The sequence below is a fragment of the Rhodococcus sp. NPDC080181 genome (genome assembly GCF_040702225.1).
Taxonomy (GTDB): Bacteria; Actinomycetota; Actinomycetes; order Mycobacteriales; family Mycobacteriaceae; genus Rhodococcoides; species Rhodococcoides fascians.
In genome coordinates this window covers 15,346-39,926 of record NZ_JBFBKN010000033.1, presented here as the reverse complement: position 1 = coordinate 39,926, position 24,581 = coordinate 15,346, and the positions used below count along the sequence as shown (strand labels likewise).

Below are 24,581 nucleotides of genomic sequence, written 5' to 3'. Positions count from 1 at the left end.
TTGCACGTCATCGTCATGGCCCGCCTCAAATACGACACCCGCACCCAGCAATACCGCGACCGACGACTCGCTGAAGGCAAGAGCAAACGCGACATAATCCGCTGCCTCAAACGAGCCGTCGCCCGCGAAATGTTCCAACTTCTCACCCAGAAAACTGCCACTTGACACTCATAGGAGCATCACATGGGTCAGCGCGAGCGCAACACCAATTTCGCGGCACTGATGTCGTCGATCACCAGATCGGTGATCAGGCCACCGCGCAGTGCGGCGGTGAGGGCGTCGAGTTTGGACTCTCCCGCCACGATGGCGACTCTGCGCGGGACGGCCTTGAGCCGATCGAGACTCGGGCCACTCGATCTGTCGTTCAACGCAATTCGATTGTAGCTGCCGTCGGATCGGAGGAACACCGTGGCGATGTCGCCGACGACGCCGTCACGTTGCAGCTCGGCTCTGTCCTCGCGTTCGAGATAGCCGGCGCTGTAGACGTGACTCGGAACGGCTCCACTCATGACGCCGATGCTGAAGACGGCGAGGTTCATGCGATCCTGAAGTTCGAGCACGCGCCTGATGCTGCGCTCGCGCCACAGGTGCTGCCTCGTTTCCGGATAGTCGAAGAATGCCGGGACCGGAAATCCCTGTGCCGCAGCCCCGTACGCATCGGCGAACGTCCGGATGATGTCGGTGGCATACGAGACCCCCGTGGTGCGCATGTTGGCCGCCCCGTTCAGTTGCACCACGCTCGAGTTGTGGGTTCGTTTGGGAGCGAGCTTGCGGCTGACGGCGCTGACGGTGGTTCCCCAGGCGACGCCCATCACCATGTCCGACTCGAAGAAGGACGTCAGCAGTCGGCCGGCGAAGGTCGCGACCCGATCGAGACGCTGCAGTTCGTCGACCGTCTCCGCGACCGGCACCACGTGTGCACGAATGTCGTACAGATCGGCGAATGCACGCTCGATCCGCGGTGCCTGACCGAGTGGGGTGGAGATCTTGATTTCCACCAGTCCCGACGCCCGCGCGAACGTGATGAGTCGTGAGACTGTCGAACGAGATACGCCCAGCTCACGGCCGATGGCCGCCATCGTCATGTCCTGGAAGTAGTACAGCCGCGCCGCCTGGGTGGCATGGCCGGTCCGCAGGTCGGATTCGGGAGTGATGCCGGTGTCCGTCACCGGCACCAGTGTACGACCGAATTGCACATATGTGCATCAGCTGTGAAACGCAGTGCAGGCCGTCTACCGTGGCAAATGGCACGCAATGTGGCGTGTATCACTGACTGTGTGGAGGTTGGAAGATGGCACGTAAGGAACCGGAATGGGGGCTACCGGCGCACATGGCCGCGGAGTTCGCCGGAACCATGATTCTCATTCTGTTCGGTGTCGGCGTCGTCGCTCAGGTGGTCTCGGGTGGTGAGTCCGGCAGCCTCGGCGGTCACGACTCGATCGCCTGGGCGTGGGGGCTGGGCGTGATGTTCGGTATATATGTCGCGGGCCGTATCACCGGCGCGCACCTCAATCCCGCGGTGACCATCACGTTCGCACTCTTCCGCGGATTCAGCTGGAAGATGGTTGCGCCGTACATTCTCGCGCAGACCGCAGGTGCCTTCGTGGCCGCGCTGCTGGTGCGCTGGAACTACAACGACATGATCAATGCGGTCGACCCAGGGCACACCACCGCCACCCAGACCATCTTCTCGACACTGCCCGGTAACGGGACACTGCCGGTGAGTGTGTCCTCGGCGCTGATCGACCAGATCATCGGTACCGCCATTCTGCTGTTCCTCATCGTGGCCGTGACCGATTCGCTCGGAACCGCACCGATGGCCAACATGGCTCCCCTGATCGTGGGCCTCATCGTCGTCGCCATCGGATTCGCCTGGGCCACCAACGCCGGCTACGCGATCAACCCGGCTCGAGATTTCGGACCTCGCCTGGCGTCGTACATCACGGGCTACGGTGGAGCGTGGCGAGATCAATACGGCGGCCTGTACTTCTGGGTGCCGATCGTCGGACCTCTCGTAGGTGGACCGATAGGAGTGTTCCTGTACGACCTGTTGATCGGGAAGAACCTACGCAAACAAGAAGGTTCGACGCCCGAGCCGCCATCACGACTCCCAGCAGACACCCAGACCACAGGAGAGAAGCCATGACCGAGTTCGCAGGAAAGTACGTCGCCGCGATCGATCAGGGAACCACGTCTTCACGCTGCATGATCTTCGATCACGCGGGCACCGTCGTCGCCGTCGATCAGAAGGAACACCAGCAGATCTTCCCGCAGGCCGGTTGGGTCGAGCACGACGCGTCGGAGATCTGGGACAACGTGCGCGCCGTCGCGGCCGGTGCCATGGCCGCAGCGGATCTGACGCGCGAGGATATTGCCGCAGTCGGTATCACCAACCAGCGTGAGACGGCACTGGTGTGGGATCGCGAGACGGGCAAGCCGATCTACAACGCCATCGTCTGGCAGGACACCCGTACCGATCGCATCGCGACCGCACTCGGCGGCGGCGATGCCAACAAGTACACCGCCAAGACCGGTCTGCCGTTGGCCACCTACTTCTCCGGGCCGAAGATCAAGTGGATTCTCGACAACGTCGACGGTGCACGGGCCAAAGCCGAAGCAGGAGAGCTGTGTTTCGGCAACATGGACACCTGGGTGCTGTGGAACATGACCGGCGGAACCGACGGCGGATTGCACTACACCGATCCGACCAACGCCTCGCGCACCCTGTTGATGGATCTCGACACCCTGCAGTGGGACGAGGGCATCTGCGCCGACATGGGTATTCCGATGTCGATGCTGCCCGAGATCAGGTCGAGTTCCGAGGTGTACGGCACCGGCCGTGAACGCGGACCGTTCCGCGGTGTGCCGATCTCCGGGATTCTCGGTGACCAGCAGGCCGCCACCTTCGGGCAGGCCTGCTTGTCTCCCGGTGAGGCCAAGAACACCTACGGCACAGGCAATTTCGTGCTGCTCAACACCGGCACCGAGAAGGTCATGAGCAAGAACGGCCTGCTTACCACCGTCTGCTACAAGATCGGCGACCAGCCGACGGTGTACGCGCTCGAAGGCTCGATCGCGGTGACGGGTTCGCTCGTGCAGTGGCTGCGGGACAACCTCGGCATGATCTCCTCGACTGCGGACATCGAGACCGACGCGCGTTCGGTGGACGACAACGGCGGCGCGTATTTCGTGCCCGCGTTCTCGGGTCTGTTCGCTCCGCACTGGCGTGCCGATGCTCGCGGTGCCATCGTGGGATTGACGCGATTCGTCAACAAGGGCCACCTGGCCCGTGCCGTACTCGAAGCCACCGCGTACCAGACGCGTGAGGTCATCGAGGCCATGAACGCCGACTCCGGCGTCGACCTCGAGGTACTCAAGGTCGACGGCGGAATGGTCGTCAACGAACTGTTGATGCAGTTCCAGTCCGACATCCTGAACGTCGGCGTGGTGCGGCCCGTCGTAGCCGAAACCACCGCTCTCGGAGCGGCATACGCGGCAGGCCTTGCCGTCGGGTACTGGGCGAGCGAGGACGACATTCGCCAGAACTGGGCCGAGGACAAGACATGGACACCGTCCATGGACGAAGACCAGCGGGCAAAGCTGTACGCCGGCTGGAAGAAGGCAGTGACACGTACTCTCGATTGGGTTGATGAAGAATGAGTTCCACCACAACGGCTTTGAGTCCAACCGCGCGCGCCGAGGCGATCGCACGGATGGAAGCCGAAGAGCTGGACATCCTGGTGATCGGCGGCGGCGTCGTCGGCGCGGGAACGGCTCTCGACGCGGTGACACGTGGTCTGAAGGTCGGACTGCTCGAAGCACGCGACTATGCGGCCGGCACGTCCAGTCGCTCGAGCAAGCTGTTCCACGGCGGTCTGCGGTACCTCGAACAGTTCAACTTCTCGCTGGTGTTCGAGGCCCTCAAAGAGCGCTCGCTCGTGCTGAACACGTTGTGCCCGCACCTCGCTCGGCCGGTCCCGTTCATCTATCCGCTCGAAAAGGTGATCGACCGTCCGTACGTGGGGCTCGGCATCGGCGTGTACGACGTCATGGGTGCCGGACGCGGCGTCCCGAGTCATCACAAGCACCTCGGTAAGAAGAAGACGCTCGAATCCTTCCCTTCCGGTAAGCGTTCGGCGATTCGCGGTGCGGTGAAGTTCTACGAGGGCCAGGTCGACGACGCTCGGCACACAATGATGATTGCGCGGACCGCAGCCGCCTATGGGGCGTTGTGCGCCAACAGCACTCGCGTCACGGGCTTCCTTCGTGAGGACGACAAGGTCGTCGGAGTCTTGGCGAGCGATCTGGAAACGGGTCGTTCGTTCGAGGTGCGTGCCAAACAGGTCATCAACGCCGCGGGTGTGTGGACCGACGAGGTCCAGCAGATGGTCGGCGGGCGTGGACAGTTCCAGGTTCGCGCATCCAAGGGCGTGCACCTGGTGGTGCCCCGCAACCGCATCAACAGCGCCACGGGCATCATCACGCGCACCGAGAAAAGCCTGCTCTTCGTCATCCCGTGGGGAAGCCACTGGATCATCGGCACCACCGATACCGACTGGAAGCTCGATCTCGCTCACCCGGCCGCGAGCCAGAGCGACATCGACTACATCCTGGGGCACGTGAACAAGCTGCTGGCCGATCCACTGGACCGCGCCGATGTCGTCGGGGTCTACGCAGGTCTGCGGCCGTTGCTGTTCGGAGAATCCGACTCCACCAGCACGCTCTCCCGCGAGCATGCGGTGTCCAGCCCGGTGCGAGGACTGACCGTCATTGCCGGTGGCAAGTACACCACCTACCGCGTGATGGCCAAGGACGCAGTGGATGCCGCGGTGCACGGGCTCGAACGCACAGTGCCCAAGTGTGTCACCGAGAACATCCCACTCGTCGGGGCCGACGGCTACCTCGGGGCGTACAACTCCCGCAATCTGACGGCCGAACGCACCGGCATGCGGGTCTCACGCGTCGAGCATCTGTTGGGTCGGTACGGCACCCTGATGGGTGAGGTGCTGGATCTGATCGACGCCGATCCCGAACTCGGGAAGCCTCTCGACAGCGCACCGGAGTACCTCAAGGCAGAGGTTGTCTATGCCGCGAGTCACGAAGGCGCGCAGCATCTCGAGGACATCCTGACCCGGCGGACCCGTATCTCCATCGAGGTTCCCGATCGTGGTGAAGCAGCAGCCGAGGAAGTGGCTCGGCTGGTGGCTCCGATTCTGGGCTGGGACGATCAGCACCGGGCCGAGGAGATCGAGCACTACCGTCTTCGTGTTCTGGCAGAACGGGATTCACAGCAACAGCCCGACGACGAGACCGCCGACGCGGCCAGGCTCGGGGCACCGGACGTGCGCGCCGGGGTGAGCTGACCCCTCACGGCGGTTCGGTGAGGTAGCGCCGCAGGGTCGGGATCGGTGGTTGTGTTTCCGACCCTGCGGCCGCGTTCCTCGTCGCAGGGCGCGACGAGCTGCAGTGGAACTCGTCTGTCTTCCTGGGCGCTACGAGCCGTTCATGTCGATGCTGGACGGTGAAGGGCATGCAGCTCACCCGTCGATCCCTCCTCCGATATGCCGCTCTCGGTGCCGCTGCCACGCCTGTGCTGGCATGCAGCCCGGCGTTGGTTCGCACCCGGCCGGTGCTGACACACGGTGTCGCCAGCGGTGATGTGCGTGCCGACGGAGCGCTGGTGTGGGCACGTTCCGATACTCCGGCGACGATGATCGTCGACACGTCCGCGACGGACTCGTTCTCCTCTGTGACGACGATGCGGGGGCCACTGCTGACTCCGCAGTCGGACGGCACGGGGGTGCTGCGCCTGACCGGATTGCCTGCGGGACAGAAGGTTCACTATCGCGTCACGCTCGAGGGCGAGGACGGTGCGACGTCGGAGCCCGTCACCGGAATGTTCTCCACAGCTCCTGACGGCCCATCCGACATTCGCCTGTTGTGGGGTGGCGACACCGCAGGCCAGGGTTACGGCATCAACCCCGACATCGGCGGTATGACCATCTTCTCGGCGATGGCCGACAGGCAGCCGGATCTGTTCCTGCACAGCGGCGACGTCATCTATGCGGACGGTCCGCTCGAGGAGCGCGTGACACTTCCCGACGGTCGAATCTGGCGAAACACCATGAGCGAGGCCAAGTCCAAGGTCGCCGAGACGCTCGAGGAGTACCGCGGCCAGTACGCCTACAATCTCACCGACGACAACTACCGCCGCTTCAATTCGTCTGTCGCTCAGATGGTCCAGTGGGACGATCACGAAACCGTCAACAACTGGTATCCCGGTGAGATCCTCGACCTGGAGCAATACACGGTGAAGGATGTGGACCTGCTGTCGCAGAGAGCGTTGCAGGCGTTTCACGAGTGGTTGCCCATCGCGCCCACAGAAGCCGTCGACGGCCGGGTGTACCGCAAGATCGCCTACGGGCCGCTGCTCGACGTCTTCGTCCTCGACATGCGCACGTACAAGGATGCGAACGGTGCGAACACCGCTGCGTCAGGGGAGATCCTCGGCTCGGCGCAGCGTCAGTGGTTGATCGACGAGCTGTCCCGCTCCACCGCGACGTGGAAGATCATCGCGAACGACCTGCCCCTCGGACTCGTCGTTCCTGATGGGAAGGTCGCGCAGGAAGGCGTCGGCAACGGCGACCCCGGTGCGCCGTTGGGCCGTGAGACCGACATCGCGCAGGTGCTCACCGCGATCGACCGGAACGACGTCACCGGCACCGTCTGGCTCACCGCCGACGTGCATTACACAGCAGCGCATCACTATTCGCCGGAGCGGGCGGCCTACCAGGAATTTCGCGAGTTCTGGGAATTCGTCAGTGGGCCGCTCAACGCCGGCGCGTTCGGCCCCAACGACTTGGACGGCACCTTCGGCCCGGAGGCAGTGTTCGTGCACGCGCCACCAGAACCGAACGCGTCGCCACTCGACGCGTTTCAGCATTTCGGTGAGGTGCTCATCGACGGGGACTCGCGCGATCTGACCGTCAACCTCTGCGACGCGACCGGGGCCGTGCTGTTCACGAAGGTACTGCCTGCCGCCTGATCGCTCGGGTCCGTCGATTCGTCGGGGTCAGGTCGGCGAGAGCGACTGCGGTCGAACGGACATCGTCCGCCGTACCGACAGCGGCCCCGCCGTCCTCGTCCGGCCCGACGGATACATCGCGTGGGCCGGACGCTCCGAATCGGAGGAGTGGCTACAGATTCTCGAACAATGGACCGATCAGCCCTGCAGCAACGTGAACGAATGCTCGCGAATCAGAATGGACGGCCCGCCCGCCTCGTACGCCTGATCCGGATCACTCGACGTCGACTGACTCCACTTGCCCTCTGGCAGCGTGAATTCGACTGTCGCAGGTGAGGCGTTGACCATCCAGGCGAACGCCGCGTCTCCCTCGCCCGCACGCATCAGAATCAGAATGCTGTGTGCGTTGCCGTCGGACCAATCCTCGTCGACCATCTTTTGACCGTCGGCGCGGTAGAAGTCGACCGTATCGGGTCCTGCCCCGTCCTCCTCGGAATCGCTGTCGTGCCGGAACCAGGTGGGACGCAACGCCGGATGCTCGTCACGCAGCGAGATCAGGTGGGTGGTGAAGTCCACGAGATCCTGATCGACCGTGCTCCAGTCGAACCAGGAGACCTCGTTGTCCTGGCAGTACGCGTTGTTGTTGCCGTTCTGCGTTCGGCCCAGTTCGTCGCCGCCGAGGATCATCGGGACGCCGGCCGAAAGGAGCAGTGTGGCAAGGTGATTACGCTGCTGGCGGGCGCGGAGTGCGTTGACGCCCTCGTCGTCGGTCGGGCCCTCGGCACCACATCCCCACGAACGGTTGTCGGATTCGCCGTCCTGGCTGTCCTCGCCGTTCTCCTCGTTGTGCTTCTCGTCGTAGGAATTGAGGTCGGCCAGGGTGAAGCCGTCGTGGGCGGTGATGAAGTTGACACTCGCCAAGGTTGGGCGCCGGGTGCACTCGTACACGTCGGGGCTGCCGGTGACACGTTGCGCAAGAGCGGACAACGCGCCGTCCTCGCCGCGCCAGAAGTCACGAACATCGTCGCGGAATTTACCGTTCCACTCCGACCACCGGGCCGGGAACCCGCCCACCTGGTAGCCCTGGGTGTCCCAGGGCTCGGCGATGAGTTTGACCGGCGCGAGCGTCGGATCCTGGTGTACGAGATCGAGGAACGCGCTGTGGACGTCGAGGCCGGAGTCCTGACGAGTCAGGGTGCTCGCGAGATCGAAACGGAATCCGTCGACGTGCATCTCCGTGACCCAGTACCGCAGGGAGTCCATGATCAGGCCCAGCGCCGCGGGATGTCCGACGTTGAGGCTGTTGCCGGTGCCCGTGGTGTCGTAGTAGGCGCTGCGGTCGTCGTCGACGAGTCGGTAGTGCGAGCCGTTGTCGATTCCTTTGAGCGACAACGTCGGTCCCAGGTGGTTGCCCTCTGCTGTGTGGTTGTAGACGACGTCGAGGATGACCTCGATACCGGCCTCGTGCATCGCCTTGACCAGTGCCTTGAATTCGTCTACCTGGCCGCCGGTGTCGCCGGTGCTGGCGTACTCGTTGTGCGGGGCGAAGAAGCCGATGGAGTTGTAGCCCCAGTAGTTTCGGCGGCCCTCTTCGAGCAGGTGCGAATCCTGGACGAACTGGTGGATGGGCAGCAGCTCCACTGCGGTGACGCCGATACGCTTCAGGTGCGCGATGGCGGCGGGGTGGGCCAGCCCGGCGTACGTTCCTCGAATGTCCTCGGGAACATCGGGGTTGGTGGCGGTGAAGCCCTTCACGTGGACCTCGTAGACGACGGTGCGGTCCAGCGGAGTTCGCGGTGCCTCGTCGCCGGTCCAATCGAAGTTCGATTGCACCGCAACGGAATACGGCATGTGCGGCGCGGAGTCCTCGTCGTTGCGGGTCTCCGGCTCTGCATGCAGATGCGAGAACACCGACTCGTTCCAGTCGACCTGGCCGGTGATGGCCGTGGCGTACGGGTCGAGCAGTAGCTTCGCCGGGTTGTGGCGCAGTCCCGAGGCGGGATCCCACGGGCCGTCGACGCGGAGACCGTATCGCGTTCCCGGGGTGACGTCGGGCACCAGATCGTGGAAGACGTGACCGGTGCGAAGCGTCAACGGCGTTGTACTGCGCTCTGTTCCGTCTTCGTTCATCACGACGACGGACACCGAGTCGGCTGTTTCGGAGTAGACGGCGAGGTTGGCACCGTCGTCGGACAGACGCGAGACGCCCAGGGGATACGGGAGACTGGATGAGGTGGGCATGAGCGGTCGATTACCCCCGGCGCAGGTGAGCGAAACGCTTGCCCACCTGGCGCTCGGATAGAATCGACGAGGAGTTTGCGCCCGTCCTTGACCTACGGCCGCATGTGACTAAGGACGAGGCCATGAATCCCGCAGTACCCGATCCCGGTTCGGCTCGGCTCGACGAGCTGTTTCCCGGTGACAAGGCCACCGAGGCTCGGTTTCGCGAGCTGGATTGGAGCTCCACGGAGCTGGGACCGGTGGAGCAATGGCCGTACGAATTGATCGCGGCCATCCGCACGGTCATGCCGTCGACCATCCCGATGTTGATCTGGTGGGGGCCGCACCTGGTCCAGATCTTCAACCACTCGTACACCGATTTTCTCGGTGACAAGTTTCCCGCCGCCGCAGCGCAGCCGGCCAGGGACTGCTGGGCAGAGATCTGGGACGAGATCGGCGCATTGGCTCATCAGGTCGTCGACGGCGGCACTGCGGTGCACGGTGCTCGCCAACGGTTCATGATGAATCGGTACGGGTTCCTCGAAGAGACGTACTGGACATTCTCGTACAGTCCGATTCACGGCCCCGAGCGCGCGGTCCTCGGCGTGTTCGTCGCGACGTCGGAGGTCACCCAACAGCTGCTCGGCGAACGCCGCATGCAGGCGTTGCTGAGTCTGGGCACGCTGACGGGCAACGACACCGACGGTGCCGTGGATATCTGCCGTGCGGCAGTGGGCGTGCTCGCGGCCGAAGCATCGGAGTTTCCCCTCGTCGCCGGTTACCTCCGCGAAGATCTGAATGCGGACGGCCCGGTGGAGTGTGTCGTGACCGGCGGCGACGCCGGGTACCAGGCTGCGACGTGGGAGTGCGCCGACATCTCTCGAGTTGCCGACGGTACGGTCGCCTGCGCCGCCGTGCAGGTGGACGGCAACGTTCCGCAGGCCGTCGTCGTACCGTTGACGATGGCCGGTCGGGTACAGCCGGTCGGGGCGTTGTTGATCGGAGTGAGCAGCCATCGGGTGATCGACGATGCCTTCACCTCGTTCTGCGTCGTCGTCGCCGAACGCCTGTCCACCGCACTGACGGCCTCGCACGCGTTCGAGATGGAGCGCAGCCGGGTGGCGGCCTTGGCCGACGCCGATGCTGCGAAGACTCGGCTGCTCGAGAACGTCGGGCACGAATTCCGCACCCCGCTGACGTTGCTGACGGGCCCGCTCGATTCGGTACGCGAGAACGCTGCTTCGGTGCTGGACGCGAACGACCGCGAATCACTCGACGTCGTTCATCGCGCGTCGATGCGGCTGCGCAGGTTGGTGGACGACCTGCTCGACATCGTCAACGCCGAGGCCGGCCGACTCGTCTCTCGACCCGAGCCGGTGAACCTCGGCTCGGTGACACGCGATTGCGCGACGATGTTCTCGGCCGTCGCGTCGGCGCAGGGGCTCGAGCTCGTCGTGGATGCGGCCGAGGACGTCGTGGTCCTGACCGACGCCGAAATGTGGTCGAAGGTGGTATTCAACCTCGTCGCCAACGCCGTCAAGTACACCCCGGCCGGACGGGTGTCGGTTCGTTTGGTCGCGGACGAGACCACCGTTCGGCTCGTGGTCGCAGACACCGGACTGGGAATTCCGGCCGAGGACCTGCCTCGAATCTTCGACCGGTTCCACCGCGTCGAGAGAGAAGGCGCGCACAGCATCGAAGGGTCCGGAATCGGGCTTGCCCTGGTGACGGACTTGCTGACCGCCTTGAACGGGCGCATCGACGTCGACAGCGACGTGGGCCGGGGAAGTACTTTCACCGTGCAGGTGCCCCGGTTGCCCGCGGAAGCGGCCGCCGTCGATCGACCCGGCGCTCCGGCCGATCCGATCTCGGCGATCTTCCCCTCGATCGATCCCGTTCCCGAGACGACCGATCGCGCCGACGTCCTGCTCGTCGAGGACAACGTCGACATGCGCAACTACCTCGCGCGCCTGCTGACCGACGAAGGGTTGTCCGTCTCGACAGCGGGGGACATCGAGACCGCTCTCGATCGTGCCCGGACGATGCTGCCGGGGCTCGTGCTCTCCGACGTCATGCTGCCGGGGCGCAGTGGTCTCGATCTGGTGGACGACATCCGCGGTGACGCCGAGTTGCAGCGAGTGCCGGTCATCTTGTTGACCGCTCGTGCGGGAACGGATTATGTGCTCGACGGACTCGGGCGCGGTGCCGACGATTACATCGTCAAGCCGTTCCACGACCGCGAACTCGTCGCGCGCGTTCGCGTGCACCTCGAACTGTCACGGATGCGCGAGCAGCTGATCGCGGAGAGCGGCAATCAGGCCGCGACACTGCGTACGGCGCTCGAGACCCGCGGCACGATCGGCCGAGCCGTCGGCATCCTCATGTCGGTGTACCGCATCGACGCGGACGCCGCGTTCACGCAATTGACCGAACTCTCACAGAACACCAACCGCAAGACGCGGGATCTGGCCGTCATGATCGCCGACGACTTCACCGCCGGCCTCGCCCGCGAGCACTGACCGGCCGGTCAGTGGTTGCGGCGGTAGTTCTCGCGTTCGCGTTCGAGTTCCGCCGTCTTCTTCTCGCTCTTCAGATCGGCGGGCAGTCCGTGAATCTCGAGACGACGAGCGCGGTTCTGGTCCATGTATGCGGCGGTGTAGAACAGCGCGAGCAGCAGGGCCAACAGGACCATCGAGGCACGTAACCAGATCGCGCCGGGAAAAAGCACGAAGAACCCGATGAAGATGGGCAGGAACGGGATCATCGAGCGCAGGATGTGACGCGGTGTCGCGCCGGGGCCGACGAGGTCGCGTCGGACCCAATCCTGCATCGAGTCGGGGAGTTTGCGGCCCAGGACGGCGTAGCCCAACCATTGGCCGGCGTTCGGATGGGTGCGCTGGGGTCGTGCGCTCATGTCAGTGCTCCTGCTGCGATCGCCGCGTCGTTGACGCGAGTGAGGACGCGGCGCAACTGCTCCAGTTCGTCGAGTGACGCACCGAGTCTCGCCACGACCGCGGATGGAATCTTTTCTGCCTCGGCGCGGAGAGCGGCTCCGGCGGGGGTGAGGGATACGAGCAGAATGCGCTCGTCTTCCGTGCTGCGTGTGCGAGTGAGCAGGCCCATCGATTCCAGACGCTTGAGCAGCGGGGACAGGGTGGGCGAGTCGAGTTGCAGCGCTGAGCCGATCGCTTTGACCGACATCGGCGACTCGCCCCACAAGGCCAACATCACCAGATACTGCGGATGGGTCAGGCCCATCGGTTCGAGCAACGGCCGATACACCGCCAGCACAGCCCGGTTGGTGACGGCCAGGGCGAAGCAGACCTGGCGATCGAGCGCGAGTGGATCCTCGGTGGTGGTCACGATGGCCAGAGTATCAGAATTGATTAGTGCACGAATTGTTCGTGTACGACTCAAGAGACGAAAAAGGGCGGAGGTACAGGTTCGCCACCTCGATCGGGTATCGAGTCTGCGGCAGTGGTGAAAGTTTGCCCACAACGTGTTACCGGGCGCGCAATTGTGCAATGCTGCACCTCGATTCACCCTTACCGTGATAATCCTGAGAGGATCGCCATGCGTCGCCGACGCATCTCCACCACTGTCTTCGTCGCAGCGTTGTCCCTGTCGATCGCCTCGGGAGGTATCGCATCCGCCGAGCCGGCTGCCCCCTCCGCCCGCATCGTCGACACCGTCCTGACATCCGACACGCTGCGCACGCTGAAGGTCGACTCACCCGCCATGGGAGCCGTCGTCGAAGTGCAGGTGCTCACACCCGCGGCGAAAAGCGGACCGCGTCCGACGCTGTACATGCTCAGCGGCATCGGCGAAGAGGATCCGCACAACAGCATGTGGTTGCGCAAGGGGCAGGCAGCGGAGTTCTTCGCCGACAAGAACGTCAACGTCGTCCTGCCGTTGGCCGGGCCAGGAAGCTTCTACACCGACTGGCAGCGCGACGACCCGAAACTCGGCCGCTACCAGTGGGAAACGTTTCTCACCGAGGAACTGCCTCCGCTGATCGACGCGGCCGTGGACGGCAACGGCCGCAACGCGATCGCAGGCCTGTCGATGGGCGCACAATCGGCGATGATGCTGGCCGCACGTAACCCGGACGTGTACTCCGGCGTGGCGTCGTACAGCGGCTGCTTCGCATCCGCCGAGCCGTTGGGCCAGGCCAGTATTCGAGCCATCGTCGGGGCATTCGGCGGCAATGCCGACAACATGTGGGGCGGACCCTTCGATCCTGCGTGGGCCGAACATGATTCGGTGGCCCACGCCGAAAGTCTGCGCGGTACCGATGTCTACGTGTCGGTGGGAACCGGAGCACCCGGACGACACGAAAGCTTCGACACGGCAGCGGGATGGGACAGGGTGGTGGTCGGTGGCCTCATCGAGGTCGGGTCGAACTACTGCACACACCGACTTGCGGATCGGCTCGGCCAGTTGAACATTCCTGCAACGTTCGACTTCACCGAGACCGGAACGCACTCGTGGCCGTACTGGGTGGAGCAGCTACCGAAGAGTTGGCCGACCCTCGCCGGATCCCTCGGTATCTCGGGCTGACACTCGGTATCTCGGGCCGATTGCTCAGTGGGTCCATGGGCAGTCGAGAGGCTTCGTCAGGCCGAGGTGCTTCTCGACCCGCGCCACCGACTCGTCTCGGAGACGGCCGTAGATCCGGTACGGGTCGTGCAGGATCCGTCCCAGAACGCTTTCCATCGCCTCCGCATCGAAGGCTGCCGCGGTGTTGTCGGAATTGCGGGTGCCGTCGGATTCGAGATTGGACCTGAAGATGCCCGCCGCCGACTTGGGCAGGAAGTCCTCGTACACGATCGGGTCGGCCGCGACAACACCCGACCTGACCAGATCGACGAGGCCACCGTCCCGGTCTGCAGCGGACGGGTTGGTCCCGGCGACTCGAAAGGTGAAGTAGGCGAGGTCTTCTGCCATCCACAGTGTCTCGTCGTCCGGCACCAGCGACGACCACAGTGCGGACGCGTCCTCGGGTTCCTCGGTATCGAGTCGATCCAGATACTCGTCGTAGCGACGTCGTCCGAGTGCGGTAGCTGCCGCGCCCCTGGCTTCGACCTCGCCGAACCGCACCCGTAGATGGCCGGGTTCGACGTTGCCGTTCTCGTCGAGAAACATCCGCTGCTCGTCCAGCGCTCGGAACGACGTCTGGCGCAACAACAATCCGGGACCGGACGTACGAGGAGGGCCCTGGATGGTGTCGATCATCGCCACCCCGTGCTCTCCCATACGGCGATGCAGAAGGTCGATGTCCAGAACCCTCGGTGTCAGGTGGTTGATGTGGGTGGAGGAGACACCACCGATGTCGGCGGCCACCGCCGAGACTGCCTCGAGCTCGCGGTACCACGCTCTATCGACAGGGTCGGTCGACAATGCGAACGCCGCCGTCGCGAGGTCCAGAAAAGTAGCAGACTCCTCCGCTGCGAGGCCGTTGTCCCTTTCGCACGTGGCTGCCAGCTCGAGCAGGAGCGGGGGGAACAGTGTTCTACGATCGAGGAATTCCGTCAGGCGACGGCCGAGATCCGGGTCGAAGAACCGTCGATCCGACGCCACCAGCATCGAGGTGAAGATCCGGAACGGGTTGATCGCCAGCTCGGCCGGATCGATCGGTCGGAACGCAGTCGACACCACCGGAATCGAACTCGACGCAGTGTCACGCAGATCGTAGAAACCCACCGGATACATGCCCATGGCACCGAATATCAGTGCCACCTGCGACATCTCACGTGCATTGCCGACACGAATCGCCCCGTGTCGCTCGGCGGTGACGCGATCGATGGAGCCGAAACGTTCCGCATCGGCACCGCTGGTGCGCATCGTCTCGGCATTGATCGACGCGGTGACGTCCACCAGCGTCGTGTACGCGGGAACCTCCCGCCCGTACAGAGCCGACAGACGAAGGGCGAACTGCGCTCGCAATTGCGTCGGTGTCACGTTCACCACCTCATACTGCGCCTTTCGGTGCCGGCACGGAACCCGTTCGGCTGCCTGCTGCACTCTCGCGACTGTGCGCATCTACCGCACAATGTGTGCGCGATCACACAAGACCCGCACGTTCGCCTGCGCGCAGTCTGGAGCAGACATGCGAGAGGTGCCTGCACACGGCACCGAGAAGGAGCGAAAACACATGACCGCAGTACAGGAATCGGCCGCACCGTCGCTGCCGACCGGCACCGCCACCGAGCTCTACATCGCGGGGCAGTGGCACGGTGCATCCGACGGAGGCACCTTCACCAACTTGAACCCGACCACCGAACAGCCGTTGGCCGAGATTGCCGCAGCCACGGCGTCGGACGTCGATGCAGCGGTGTGTGCGGCCCGTGCCCAGCTCGGTTCTGAGTGGGGTGCTACCCCCGGAGCAGTCCGGGGCCAGCTGCTCAATCGGGTGGCCGATCTGATCGAGCGGGACGGTGACGTGCTCGCTCGGCTCGAAGCTCTCGACGTCGGCAAGCCGGTGGGTCAGCCCGCGATGCTCGACATCCCCAATGCTGCAGCCACTTTCCGACACTTCGCGGGCTGGGCCGACAAGATCACCGGCAGTTCCATCCCTACCGCGGGCTACTTCGGGCAGCCGACGCACTCGTACACCGTTCGCGAACCCGTCGGCGTCATCGGCATGATCGTTCCCTGGAATACCCCGCTGATGATTGCGGCATGGAAGCTTGCTCCCGCTCTGGCCGCGGGGAACACCGTCGTCGTCAAGCCGCCGGAGGACGCGCCACTGTCCATCCTGCATCTGGCTCGCCTGATCGACGAGGCGGGCGTACCTGCCGGAGTGGTCAATGTTGTTCCAGGACTGGGCGAAGTGACCGGCGATGCATTGGTCGGCCATCCGGACGTCGACAAGATCAGCTTCACCGGCAGCCCTCGAGTCGGCAAGCTCATCGCGAAGAAAGCTGCCGACACGTTCAAGCGGACGACGCTCGAACTCGGCGGCAAATCCCCTCAGATCATCCTCGAGGATGCGGATCTCGACGCGGCGATCAACGGAACCGCGATGGGACTGTTCTTCAACCAGGGCCAGGTGTGTGCGGCCGGAACCCGAGTGCTGGTGCATCGCTCGCTGTACTCGCAGGTGGTGGACGGGTTGGCCGCAGCGGCCTCGGCTCAGGTGCTGGGAGATCCGTTCGATCCGTCGACGACGATGGGCGCGCTCGTCAACGCGAAGCAGCGTGACAGCGTGCTGGCGTACATCGAGGCGGGACGCGACGGCGGGGCCCGAGTCGCAGCCGGTGGCGGACGTCCCGACGGTGCCGGCTATTTCGTCGAGCCGACGATCTTCGCCGACGCCGACAACGACATGAAGATCGCCCAGGAGGAGATTTTCGGACCGGTCGGAACGGTGATTCCATTCGATACGGCCGACGAGGCGATCTCCATTGCCAACGACACCGTGTACGGGTTGGCCGCTTCGATCTGGACCCGCGACGTGTCGAGGGCGCACATACTGGCCGCGCAGGTCCGTTCCGGCGCGGTGTGGGTGAACGGCTGGGCTGCAATCGATCCCGCTCTCCCCTGGGGCGGCATGAAGTCCAGTGGCACGGGCCGAGAACTCGGGTGGGCCGGTATCGAGGCCAACACCGAAGAGAAGGTCGTCACCGTAGTTCTGTAGCCCGACTCCCTCGTGCAGCAACGAAACAGCAAGGACTGACATGCCGAAGAAATCGACCGACTACGTCGTCGTCGGAGCAGGATCAGCAGGAAGCGTCATCGCCAGGAGGCTCCTCGACGCGGGACACACCGTCCACGTGATCGAAGCCGGTCCCGTGGACACCGATCCGGCAATCCATTCACCGCAGGGCTGGCCGATGCTGTTGGGCGGACCGCAGGACTGGGGACTGTTCACCACCCCGCAGAAGCACGCCAACGATCGGCGAATCTTCTGGCCACGCGGACGTGTCCTCGGCGGCAGCTCGTCCCTCAACGGAATGATCTACGTGCGAGGGCATTTCAGCGATTACGACGGATGGGCCTCTGCGACCGGTGATGCGGGATGGGCCTGGGAGAACGTGCTGCCGCTGTTCAAGCGTTCGGAGTCACACGAGCTCGGTGCCAACGAGTTCCACGGCGGTGACGGGCCACTGCCGGTGTCCATCATGGGTACCCCGCACCCCTTGGCGGCAGCCTTCGTCGACGCGGCCGTCGAGCACGGGCACAAGCTCATCGACGACTTCAACGCCGACGAGATGGTCGGTGCCGGCTACAACCACACCACCACACGCGACGGTGAGCGGATGAGTGCCTGGAAGAGCTTCGTCGGCCCGGTGCTCGACAATCCCGACTTGACGGTGACCACCGGTGCGCTCGTTCATCGCGTGGTGCTCGAGAACGGCCGAGCGGTGGGCATCGAATACAGCCGCGGAGATGGCGAGCTGGAGCGAGCGTTCGCCGATCACGAGGTCATCCTGTGCGGCGGAGCCCTCGGCTCTCCGAAGACCCTGCTGCTCAGTGGAATCGGACCGTCCACACATTTGGCCGAACTGGAAATCGACACCGTCGTCGACCTGCCGGGGGTGGGCGAAAACCTGCACGATCACCTGCTGCTGAGCAACATCTACGAGTCCCTCGAGCCGCTCGCAGCCGGTACGAACAACCTGCTCGAAGCGCAGCTGTACGCCCGCAGTACCGGATGGGCCGGTGCTGCACCCGATCTGCAGCCCCTGTTCATGCACATCCCCTACCCCGCCGACGGATACCCGGTGCCCGAGAACGGTTACACGATCGCTCCGGGAATCGTGGCTCCGCGCTCGCGTGGCACGCTGCGACTGGCGTCCTCGGATCCTAATGAACTGCCGCTGGCGGATCCGAACATCCTGGCCGATCCGTACGACCTCGAGGCGATGGTCGACGCGGTGGAGATCTGCCGGGAGATCGGTGCCTCCGATGCCTTCGCGTCGTGGCGTAAGGCGGAGGTGGTTCCGGGACCGAGCGCCCGCACCCGTGACGACCTGCGGGCGTATGTCCGACAGACTGCCGGTACGTACCACCACCAGGTCGGCACCTGCAAGATGGGAGCCGAGTCGGACTCCGATGCCGTTGTCGGAGCGGACCTTCGGGTCCGCGGGGTCGATGGATTGCGGGTGGCGGACGCGTCGATCATGCCCACGGTGCCGTCGGGCAACACCAACGCGCCGTCCATCATGGTCGGTGAGCGGGCCTCGGATCTGATCCTCGGAAAGTAGTTCGTGGTCGGGTGAGGGCGGCGTGCGCTCTCACCCGGCGCGATACTCCCGCGGAGACATGCCGTACGTCTCCTTGAACAGCTTCGAGAAGTTCGAGGAATCGATCAAACCGTGACGTGCACAGACGGTTCCGATACTGTCTGTGGCGAAACGAGGGTCACGCAGGTCGCGGTGGCACCTCTCCAGACGCCTGGATCTGATCCAGCCGGCCACCGTGCGACCGTCCTGCTCGAAGAGCTTCTGCAAGTAGCGCGTCGAAATATGCAGTCGCGCAGCGAGAGACGCCGTGGACAGCGTGGGATCGGACAGGTCCGATTCGACGAGACTCTTGGCCTCGATCAGCAGAGTTGAACCTGGGGCCTCGTGCGGAGCCGCGTCGTCGAGGGCGGCGCAGAGCAGATCGAGGACGGCGTTCTCGAGCATCGGTGTCGTCGGCAGGGTTCCGTCGGCGGCGTTGCGGCGCAAATTGAACAGGAACGGCGACACCAGCGCGCCGACGTCGTGATCGCCCTCGATGCGACGCGCGGCGACGGTCGTCAAGTCACGGGAATCGATGCGGAGTGCGTCGCGTGAAAACATCACCACGAACATCTCGAAGTCCCCGGCGAAGTGCAGATCGTAAGGGGCGCTGGTGTCGTAGACCGCGAAGTCGCCAGGATGGAGCACGGCCTCGCGCTCGTTCTGGACGATCGTGCCGCACCCCGTCAGCTGCAGACCCACCTTCATCAACCCGGGGTCGGACCGCCGGATGGTCGCGCGTGTGCGCCTGACGTCGACCTCCCGGCCGGTCACCTCGCTCAGTTGCAGCGCCCCGAGCGTCGACGACACCAGCGTGCCCTGGAACGACGACGGCCCGGTGGACACAGCGTCGAGCGGCACGAACGCCGTCGAGACGTTCTCGCGCCATTGCTCGAAATCCTGTGTCACCGGGCTCATGTCATACGGTCGGACGGTTGTCGATCAGACGGCGGGCCTTACCGATGGAACGCTCGAGGGCCGCCGGTGCAACGACGTCGACCGCGACGCTGACGCCGATCCGGTCCTTGACCAGCTTCTTCAGCGTTGCTGCGGCAATCGGATGCGTGTCGAGCGCGGCATCGGGTCGGGCTTCGACGAGGACGGTCAGTGAGTCCATGCGTCCGGCACGCCCGAGCACACACTGGAACTGCGGTGCCAGAACGGGAACCGTCAAAATCAGCTCCTCGATCTGCGTCGGGAAGAGATTGACCCCGCGCAGAATGATCATGTCGTCGGTGCGGCCGGTGACCTTCTGCATCCGACGCATCGTGCGAGCCGTGCCCGGCAACAGTCGCGTCAGATCGCGGGTGCGGTAGCGGATGATCGGCATCGCTTCCTTGGACAAGGACGTGAACACCAATTCACCCTCCTCGCCGTCGGGCAGAACCTCGCCGGTCACCGGGTCGATGACCTCCGGGTAGAAATGATCCTCCCAGATGTGGAGTCCGTCCTTGGTTTCGACGCATTCCATCGCGACGCCCGGTCCCATGACCTCGGACAGGCCGTAGATGTCGACGGCGTCCATGTCGAGAGTCTTCTCGATCTCCTTGCGCATCTCCTCGGTCCAGGGCTCCGCGCCGAAGACTCCGGTTTTCAGCGAGGTCTTCGCCGGATCGATGCCCTTCTTGACCATCGCGTCGACGATCGTGAGCATGTACGACGGCGTGACCATGATGGCGTCGGGCTCGAAGTCCTCGATGAGCTGAATCTGACGATCGGTCATACCGCCGGACATCGGAATAACGGTGCAGCCCAGTCGTTCTGCGCCGTAGTGCGCGCCGAGACCGCCGGTGAAGAGGCCGTAGCCGTAGGCGACGTGCACCTTGTCCGACGGCTTGACGCCACCGGCCCGGAGACTGCGGGCGATCAGGTCGGCCCAGTTGCTGATGTCGTTCGCGGTGTACCCCACCACTGTCGGCCTACCCGTGGTGCCCGAGGACGCATGGATGCGTGAGACCTTGTCCTGCGGAACCGCGAACATCCCGAAGGGGTAGTTCTCCCGCAGGTCCTTCTTGGCGGTGAACGGGAACTTCGCCAGATCCGACAGATCTTTCAGATCGGTCGGATGCACCCCGGCGTCGTCGAATGCCTTCGTGTAGTGCGGAACGTTGTCGTACGCGTGCTGCAGCGACCATCGCAGGCGCTCCAACTGCAGCGTGGAAATGCGGTCCCGAGAGGCGAACTCGATGTCGGGGGTATCGGTGGGGGCGGACAGCACACTGGTCATGATCGGTCTCTCGTGGTCTCAGGCGTCGAAGTCGACGGTGACGGTGTCGCTGAGTGGGAAGGTTTGGCAGGTGAGCACGAAGCCGGCATCGACCTCGTTGTCTTCCAATGCATAGTTACGACGCATGTCGACCTCTCCGAAGGTCACCTTCGCGCGGCAGGTGCCGCACACTCCGCCCTTGCATGCGAAGGGGAGATCCGAGCGCAGCTGCTCGGCCGAATCGAGAATCGACTCGTCCTGCGGCAGAGCGCCTTTCACCTCGCGGCCATCGAGGATGATCGTGACCTCACTGCTGGGGCCGGTGATACCGGGCTCGCGGTGCTGCTCCTGCGGTGGCGGTACGTCGTCGACGTAGAACAGTTCGTGGTGAATGCTGCTCTTCGCAACGCCGAGTTCCTTCAGAACGTCCTGCGCGTCGTTCACCATCCCGAACGGACCGCACAACCAGAAGTGGTCGATGTCCGGGGTTGCGACGACGGTGTCGAGTATCTCGCGAAGCCGGTCGGCATCGAGCCTGCCGCTGAACAATTCGACTTCCCGTGGTTCGCGAGACAGCACGTGAATGACGTCGAATCGACTGCCGTACTGATCCTTCAGGTCGGCGATCTCCTCGGCGAACATCACCGTTCGCGTCCGGCGATTGCCGTACAGCAGAACCACTTCGGAGTCGGGATTCGCCAGAACGGACGCCGCAATCGACAACATCGGGGTGATACCGGAACCGGCGGCGATGAGCACGTGCCTGCCGGCCTGGGCCGGATCAGCGTGGAAGGTGCCGCTCGGGCCCTGCACGTCGATGCGGTCGCCCGCTTTGACGTCGTGAACGAGCCAGGAGGAGAACAGACCGTCGGACACCTCGCGGACACCGACGCGGGGACGCGCACCGGCCGGGGCGCAGATGGAGTAGGAGCGGCGGTGCTCGACGCCGTCGACCGTGCGGCTGAGCATCAGTGACTGGCCCGGGCGAAAGTCGAACTCTTTGCGCAATTCTTCCGGGACGTCGAACGTGACGGCAACGGCGTCGTCGCAGAGCGATTCCACGTCGGCAACGGTCAGTGAATGAAAAGGCTTGTTGCGTAAATTCTTCTGAACGGGCTCGGCGGTGACGGTCATCAGATTTCCTTCACGTGGTCGAAGGGCTCGAGGCAGTCGTCGCACCGGTACTGGGCTTTGCAGAGCGTGGCGCCGAACTCGGACGTGAGCCGGGTGTTGCGCGAGCTGCATTGCGGGCAGGTGAGCTGACGGGGTTTGACGGTCAAGGTCAGCGGCACCGGGCCGGATGTACGTTCCGGGGCCGGACCCGGAGTGGAGTAGCCGGTCTCGCGCAGCTTGCGCAGGCCCTCCTCGGAGATCCAGTCGGTACTCCATGCCGGCGTCAGGCTGGTGACGATCTCGACATCCGCGTAGCCGTGGTCCTGAAGCTTGTGAGCGATGTCGTCCCGCATCGTCGCCATGGCGGGGCAGCCGGAGTACGTCGGAGTGATCGTGACGAGCACGCTGCCGTTCTCGCGTACCTCGACGTCGCGCAGGACGCCGAGGTCGTCGAGGGTGAGCAGCGGAATCTCCGGATCCATGACGGTAGCTGCGATTTCGCGTGCGGTTCGTTGAAGTGTGGTCACCAGACTCCCTCCGGATGTGCCCTCGCCACGACCTGCATCTCGGCAATCAGCGGACCGAATGCTTCGGTGTGAATGCCGCGACGGCCACCACGGCCGCCGATAGTGCCCACGGACTTGCCCTCGGGGGCGTCCAGCTCCGCGGCGTGCAGCACCTGTGCGAGAACCGAATCGAACTCCTCGCGGACGTCACGGGGATCGACGGCGACACCGACTTTCGCGAGCGCGGTCTCCTCGTCCGTCGGAATGAACAGTTCCGAGACGTACGGCCAGATCCGAGTCACGGCGTCGCGGACGCGTCGCTTCGATTCGTCCGTGCCGCAGCCCAGGGTGACGACCCACCGGGCGGCGTAATCACGGTGGTAGGTCAACTCTTTGACGCCCTTGTTCGCAACCGCGGCGAGAACGGGATCGCGGGATTCCTGCAGGCGAGTGAAGACGGCGAGCCGCCACGTCGAGAACACCAGCAGACGAACCAGCGACTTCGCGAAATCGCCGTTGTCGAGCTCTGTGAGCCGAACGTTGCGGAAGTCGGCCTCGTCGCGAAAGAACGCCAGAGCATCCTCGGCGGGTGCGGGTGACGTGTCCGAGATGAACGGCACCACTGTCGGATCGGCTTTCGCAGCGCGGGCCAGTAGCAGCCGGGCCTGGCCGAGCAGATCGAGGCCTACGTTGGCCAGCGCCACCTCTTCTTCCAGTTCCGGTGCGCGAGTGCTCCATTCGGCGAGGCGCTGGGAGCTGATCAGCGCATCGTCGCCGAGCATGAGGCAGTACGCGGCAAGGGCTTTCAGGTCGACGTCGTCGGGAACGGTGGTGTCGACTCCGGCGAGCGGGTCGTCGAAGCTCGTCCCGAATGCCCACTGCCCGTGCGAGTCCTCGTCGACGAGGCCCTCGTAGGCGCTGTCGTGATCGGTCATGAGTGCTAGTCCTCTGGGAGTATGGGTCTCACATGTGGGGAACGTTGTCGGGGATCTCGTAGAACGTCGGGTGGCGGTAGACCTTGTCGCCACTCGGCGCGAAGAACGGATCCTTCTCCGACGGCGACGACGCGACGATCGAGTTGGACGGAACCACCCAGATGCTGACGCCTTCGTTGCGGCGGGTGTAGACGTCGCGTGCATGCCGCAGGGCCATGTGGTCGTCGGCAGCGTGGAGCGATCCGACATGCACGTGGTTCAGGCCGCGCTTGCCGCGGAGGAACACCTCGTACAGCGGCCAATCGGCCTTGACCGCTTCCCTTTTCGGCTCGACCGGCACGTTGTCGGTGGGAACTGCGCCGTGGCCGCCCTCGGCCGTGAATTCTGTCATGATGCTGCGTTCCTTTGGGCGAATGCGGTCGCGGCCTCGCGGACCCAGGCACCGCCGTCGTGAGCTGCTCGACGGTTCGCGATGCGCTCGACGTTGGAGGCACCGTTGCCCTTGATCACCTGCATGAACTCGGACCAGTCGGGCTCACCGAAATCGTGTGACTTGCGCTCCTCGTTCCACTTCAGGTCCGGGTCGGGGAACGTGACTCCGAGTGCCTTCGCCTGCGGGATCGACATGTCGACGAAGCGTTGGCGCAGTTCGTCGTTGGTGTGGCGCTTGATGCCCCACTTCATGGACTGCTCGGTGTTGGGGGACTCGTCGTCCGGCGGGCCGAACATCATCAGTGCCGGCCACCACCATCGGTTGACGGATTCCTGAACCATGGCACGCTGTTCGTCGGTGCCGCGCATCATCGTGGCCAGCAGCTCGTAGCCCTGACGCTGGTGGAAGGATTCTTCCTTGCAGACGCGGATCATCGCGCGCGCGTAGGGCCCGAAGCTACTGCGGCACAGCGGAACCTGATTGCAGATCGCTGCGCCGTCGACCAGCCAGCCGATGGTGCCCACGTCGGCGTACGTCAGGGTGGGGTAGTTGAAGATCGAGGAGTACTTCTGCTTGCCCTCGATGAGCTTGACCGTCAGGTCGGCGCGGTCCGCTCCGAGCGTTTCCGCGGCGGAGTAGAGGTAGAGGCCGTGACCGGCTTCGTCCTGCACCTTGGCCATCAGGATCGCCTTGCGGCGCAGCGACGGTGCGCGGGTGAGCCAGTTGCCCTCCGGCTGCATGCCGATGATCTCGGAGTGCGCGTGCTGGGCGATCTGGCGGATGAGCGACTTGCGGTAGCCGTCCGGCATCCAGTCGCGAGGCTCGACGCGCTGCTCGTGGGCAATGGTCTCGTCGAACCCGCCCTGCAGCGTCTCGGTGGACAGGGTGTTTGACGTGGTCATAAGTCCTACTTTCAT

The 24,581-nt window shown here is 64.5% G+C and carries 21 protein-coding genes; 9 read left to right on the top strand and 12 right to left on the bottom strand.

Features of this window, described 5'->3' with window-relative positions; genetic code table 11:
• Positions 1-188 precede the first annotated feature (188 nt).
• On the bottom strand, positions 189-1,169 hold the full coding sequence (locus tag AB0O58_RS24340) for a sugar-binding domain-containing protein (protein ID WP_027494675.1): 981 nt from the start codon (positions 1,167-1,169) through the stop codon (positions 189-191).
• A gap of 122 nt (positions 1,170-1,291) precedes the next feature.
• Between AB0O58_RS24340 and AB0O58_RS24335 the strand changes: the two genes are divergently transcribed.
• The 5 genes from AB0O58_RS24335 to AB0O58_RS24315 all read left to right on the top strand — a co-directional run bounded on the left by AB0O58_RS24335 (position 1,292) and on the right by AB0O58_RS24315 (position 7,292).
• Positions 1,292-2,146 carry an MIP/aquaporin family protein gene (locus AB0O58_RS24335; protein ID WP_027494674.1) on the top strand — a complete coding sequence of 285 codons (855 nt, stop codon included), beginning with the start codon at positions 1,292-1,294 and terminating at the stop codon, positions 2,144-2,146.
• A complete protein-coding gene (glpK, locus tag AB0O58_RS24330) occupies positions 2,143-3,660 on the top strand; it encodes a glycerol kinase GlpK (protein WP_366238906.1) in 1,518 nt (505 codons plus the stop codon). Before AB0O58_RS24335 ends, glpK begins: the two co-directional genes overlap by 4 nt.
• A complete protein-coding gene (locus tag AB0O58_RS24325; RefSeq protein WP_032373527.1) occupies positions 3,657-5,363 on the top strand; it encodes a glycerol-3-phosphate dehydrogenase/oxidase in 1,707 nt (568 codons plus the stop codon). Before glpK ends, AB0O58_RS24325 begins: the two co-directional genes overlap by 4 nt.
• A gap of 167 nt (positions 5,364-5,530) precedes the next feature.
• Positions 5,531-7,045 (top strand): alkaline phosphatase D family protein, encoded by a 1,515-nt coding sequence (locus tag AB0O58_RS24320; RefSeq protein WP_032373526.1) that lies wholly within the window; start codon positions 5,531-5,533, stop codon positions 7,043-7,045.
• Positions 7,035-7,292 (top strand): hypothetical protein, encoded by a 258-nt coding sequence (locus AB0O58_RS24315; RefSeq protein ID WP_329955291.1) that lies wholly within the window; start codon positions 7,035-7,037, stop codon positions 7,290-7,292. Before AB0O58_RS24320 ends, AB0O58_RS24315 begins: the two co-directional genes overlap by 11 nt.
• Here AB0O58_RS24315 and glgX read toward each other — a convergent pair.
• Entirely contained in the window at positions 7,223-9,265 is a 2,043-nt protein-coding gene (glgX, locus tag AB0O58_RS24310) for a glycogen debranching protein GlgX (protein ID WP_366238905.1), read from the bottom strand. The two genes, AB0O58_RS24315 and glgX, sit on opposite strands and share 70 nt — an antisense overlap.
• A 122-nt stretch (positions 9,266-9,387) precedes the next feature.
• On the opposite strand from glgX, the gene AB0O58_RS24305 reads away from it, so the two are divergent.
• Positions 9,388-11,763, top strand: a complete 2,376-nt coding sequence (locus AB0O58_RS24305) for an ATP-binding protein (protein WP_366238904.1) — start codon at positions 9,388-9,390, stop codon at positions 11,761-11,763.
• 8 nt (positions 11,764-11,771) lie between these two features.
• Here the strand turns inward: AB0O58_RS24305 and AB0O58_RS24300 are convergent, their stop codons facing one another.
• Positions 11,772-12,158, bottom strand: a complete 387-nt coding sequence (locus tag AB0O58_RS24300) for a DUF5313 family protein (RefSeq protein WP_366238903.1) — start codon at positions 12,156-12,158, stop codon at positions 11,772-11,774.
• A complete protein-coding gene (locus tag AB0O58_RS24295; RefSeq protein WP_366238902.1) occupies positions 12,155-12,607 on the bottom strand; it encodes a MarR family transcriptional regulator in 453 nt (150 codons plus the stop codon). Before AB0O58_RS24295 ends, AB0O58_RS24300 begins: the two co-directional genes overlap by 4 nt.
• Positions 12,608-12,817: 210 nt before the next feature.
• On the opposite strand from AB0O58_RS24295, the gene AB0O58_RS24290 reads away from it, so the two are divergent.
• On the top strand, positions 12,818-13,804 hold the full coding sequence (locus AB0O58_RS24290) for an alpha/beta hydrolase family protein (protein WP_366238901.1): 987 nt from the start codon (positions 12,818-12,820) through the stop codon (positions 13,802-13,804).
• A 24-nt stretch (positions 13,805-13,828) separates the two neighbouring features.
• Here AB0O58_RS24290 and AB0O58_RS24285 read toward each other — a convergent pair whose 3' ends face one another.
• The gene (locus tag AB0O58_RS24285) at positions 13,829-15,211 is read right to left on the bottom strand and encodes a VOC family protein (RefSeq protein ID WP_366238900.1); all 1,383 of its coding nucleotides are present in this window, start codon (positions 15,209-15,211) and stop codon (positions 13,829-13,831) included.
• Positions 15,212-15,398: 187 nt separating this feature from the next.
• Between AB0O58_RS24285 and styD the strand changes: the two genes are divergently transcribed.
• Positions 15,399-16,883, top strand: coding sequence for a phenylacetaldehyde dehydrogenase StyD (gene styD / locus AB0O58_RS24280; RefSeq protein WP_366238899.1), 1,485 nt, complete (start codon positions 15,399-15,401; stop codon positions 16,881-16,883).
• A 40-nt stretch (positions 16,884-16,923) separates the two neighbouring features.
• Entirely contained in the window at positions 16,924-18,453 is a 1,530-nt protein-coding gene (locus AB0O58_RS24275) for a GMC family oxidoreductase N-terminal domain-containing protein (protein WP_366238898.1), read from the top strand.
• Between the two features lie 30 nt (positions 18,454-18,483).
• On the opposite strand, the gene AB0O58_RS24270 is transcribed toward AB0O58_RS24275, so the two are convergent.
• Genes AB0O58_RS24270 through paaA form a run of 7 tightly spaced genes read right to left on the bottom strand, consistent with a single transcriptional unit; the run spans position 18,484 to position 24,566 of the window.
• Positions 18,484-19,389, bottom strand: coding sequence for a helix-turn-helix domain-containing protein (locus AB0O58_RS24270; RefSeq protein ID WP_366238896.1), 906 nt, complete (start codon positions 19,387-19,389; stop codon positions 18,484-18,486).
• 1 nt (position 19,390) lies between these two features.
• Positions 19,391-20,698, bottom strand: a complete 1,308-nt coding sequence (gene paaK / locus AB0O58_RS24265; RefSeq protein ID WP_366238895.1) for a phenylacetate--CoA ligase PaaK — start codon at positions 20,696-20,698, stop codon at positions 19,391-19,393.
• 18 nt (positions 20,699-20,716) lie between these two features.
• Positions 20,717-21,811, bottom strand: coding sequence for a 1,2-phenylacetyl-CoA epoxidase subunit PaaE (gene paaE, locus AB0O58_RS24260; RefSeq protein WP_366238894.1), 1,095 nt, complete (start codon positions 21,809-21,811; stop codon positions 20,717-20,719).
• Positions 21,811-22,320, bottom strand: a complete 510-nt coding sequence (gene paaD, locus AB0O58_RS24255) for a 1,2-phenylacetyl-CoA epoxidase subunit PaaD (protein WP_366238908.1) — start codon at positions 22,318-22,320, stop codon at positions 21,811-21,813. The genes paaE and paaD overlap by 1 nt, the downstream gene beginning before the upstream one ends.
• Positions 22,314-23,231 (bottom strand): 1,2-phenylacetyl-CoA epoxidase subunit PaaC, encoded by a 918-nt coding sequence (gene paaC / locus AB0O58_RS24250; protein WP_206498594.1) that lies wholly within the window; start codon positions 23,229-23,231, stop codon positions 22,314-22,316. Before paaC ends, paaD begins: the two co-directional genes overlap by 7 nt.
• Before the next feature lie 28 nt (positions 23,232-23,259).
• Positions 23,260-23,622, bottom strand: coding sequence for a 1,2-phenylacetyl-CoA epoxidase subunit PaaB (gene paaB / locus AB0O58_RS24245; RefSeq protein ID WP_027494657.1), 363 nt, complete (start codon positions 23,620-23,622; stop codon positions 23,260-23,262).
• Entirely contained in the window at positions 23,619-24,566 is a 948-nt protein-coding gene (paaA, locus tag AB0O58_RS24240; RefSeq protein ID WP_366238893.1) for a 1,2-phenylacetyl-CoA epoxidase subunit PaaA, read from the bottom strand. The genes paaB and paaA overlap by 4 nt, the downstream gene beginning before the upstream one ends.
• Between the last annotated feature and the right edge of the window lie 15 nt (positions 24,567-24,581).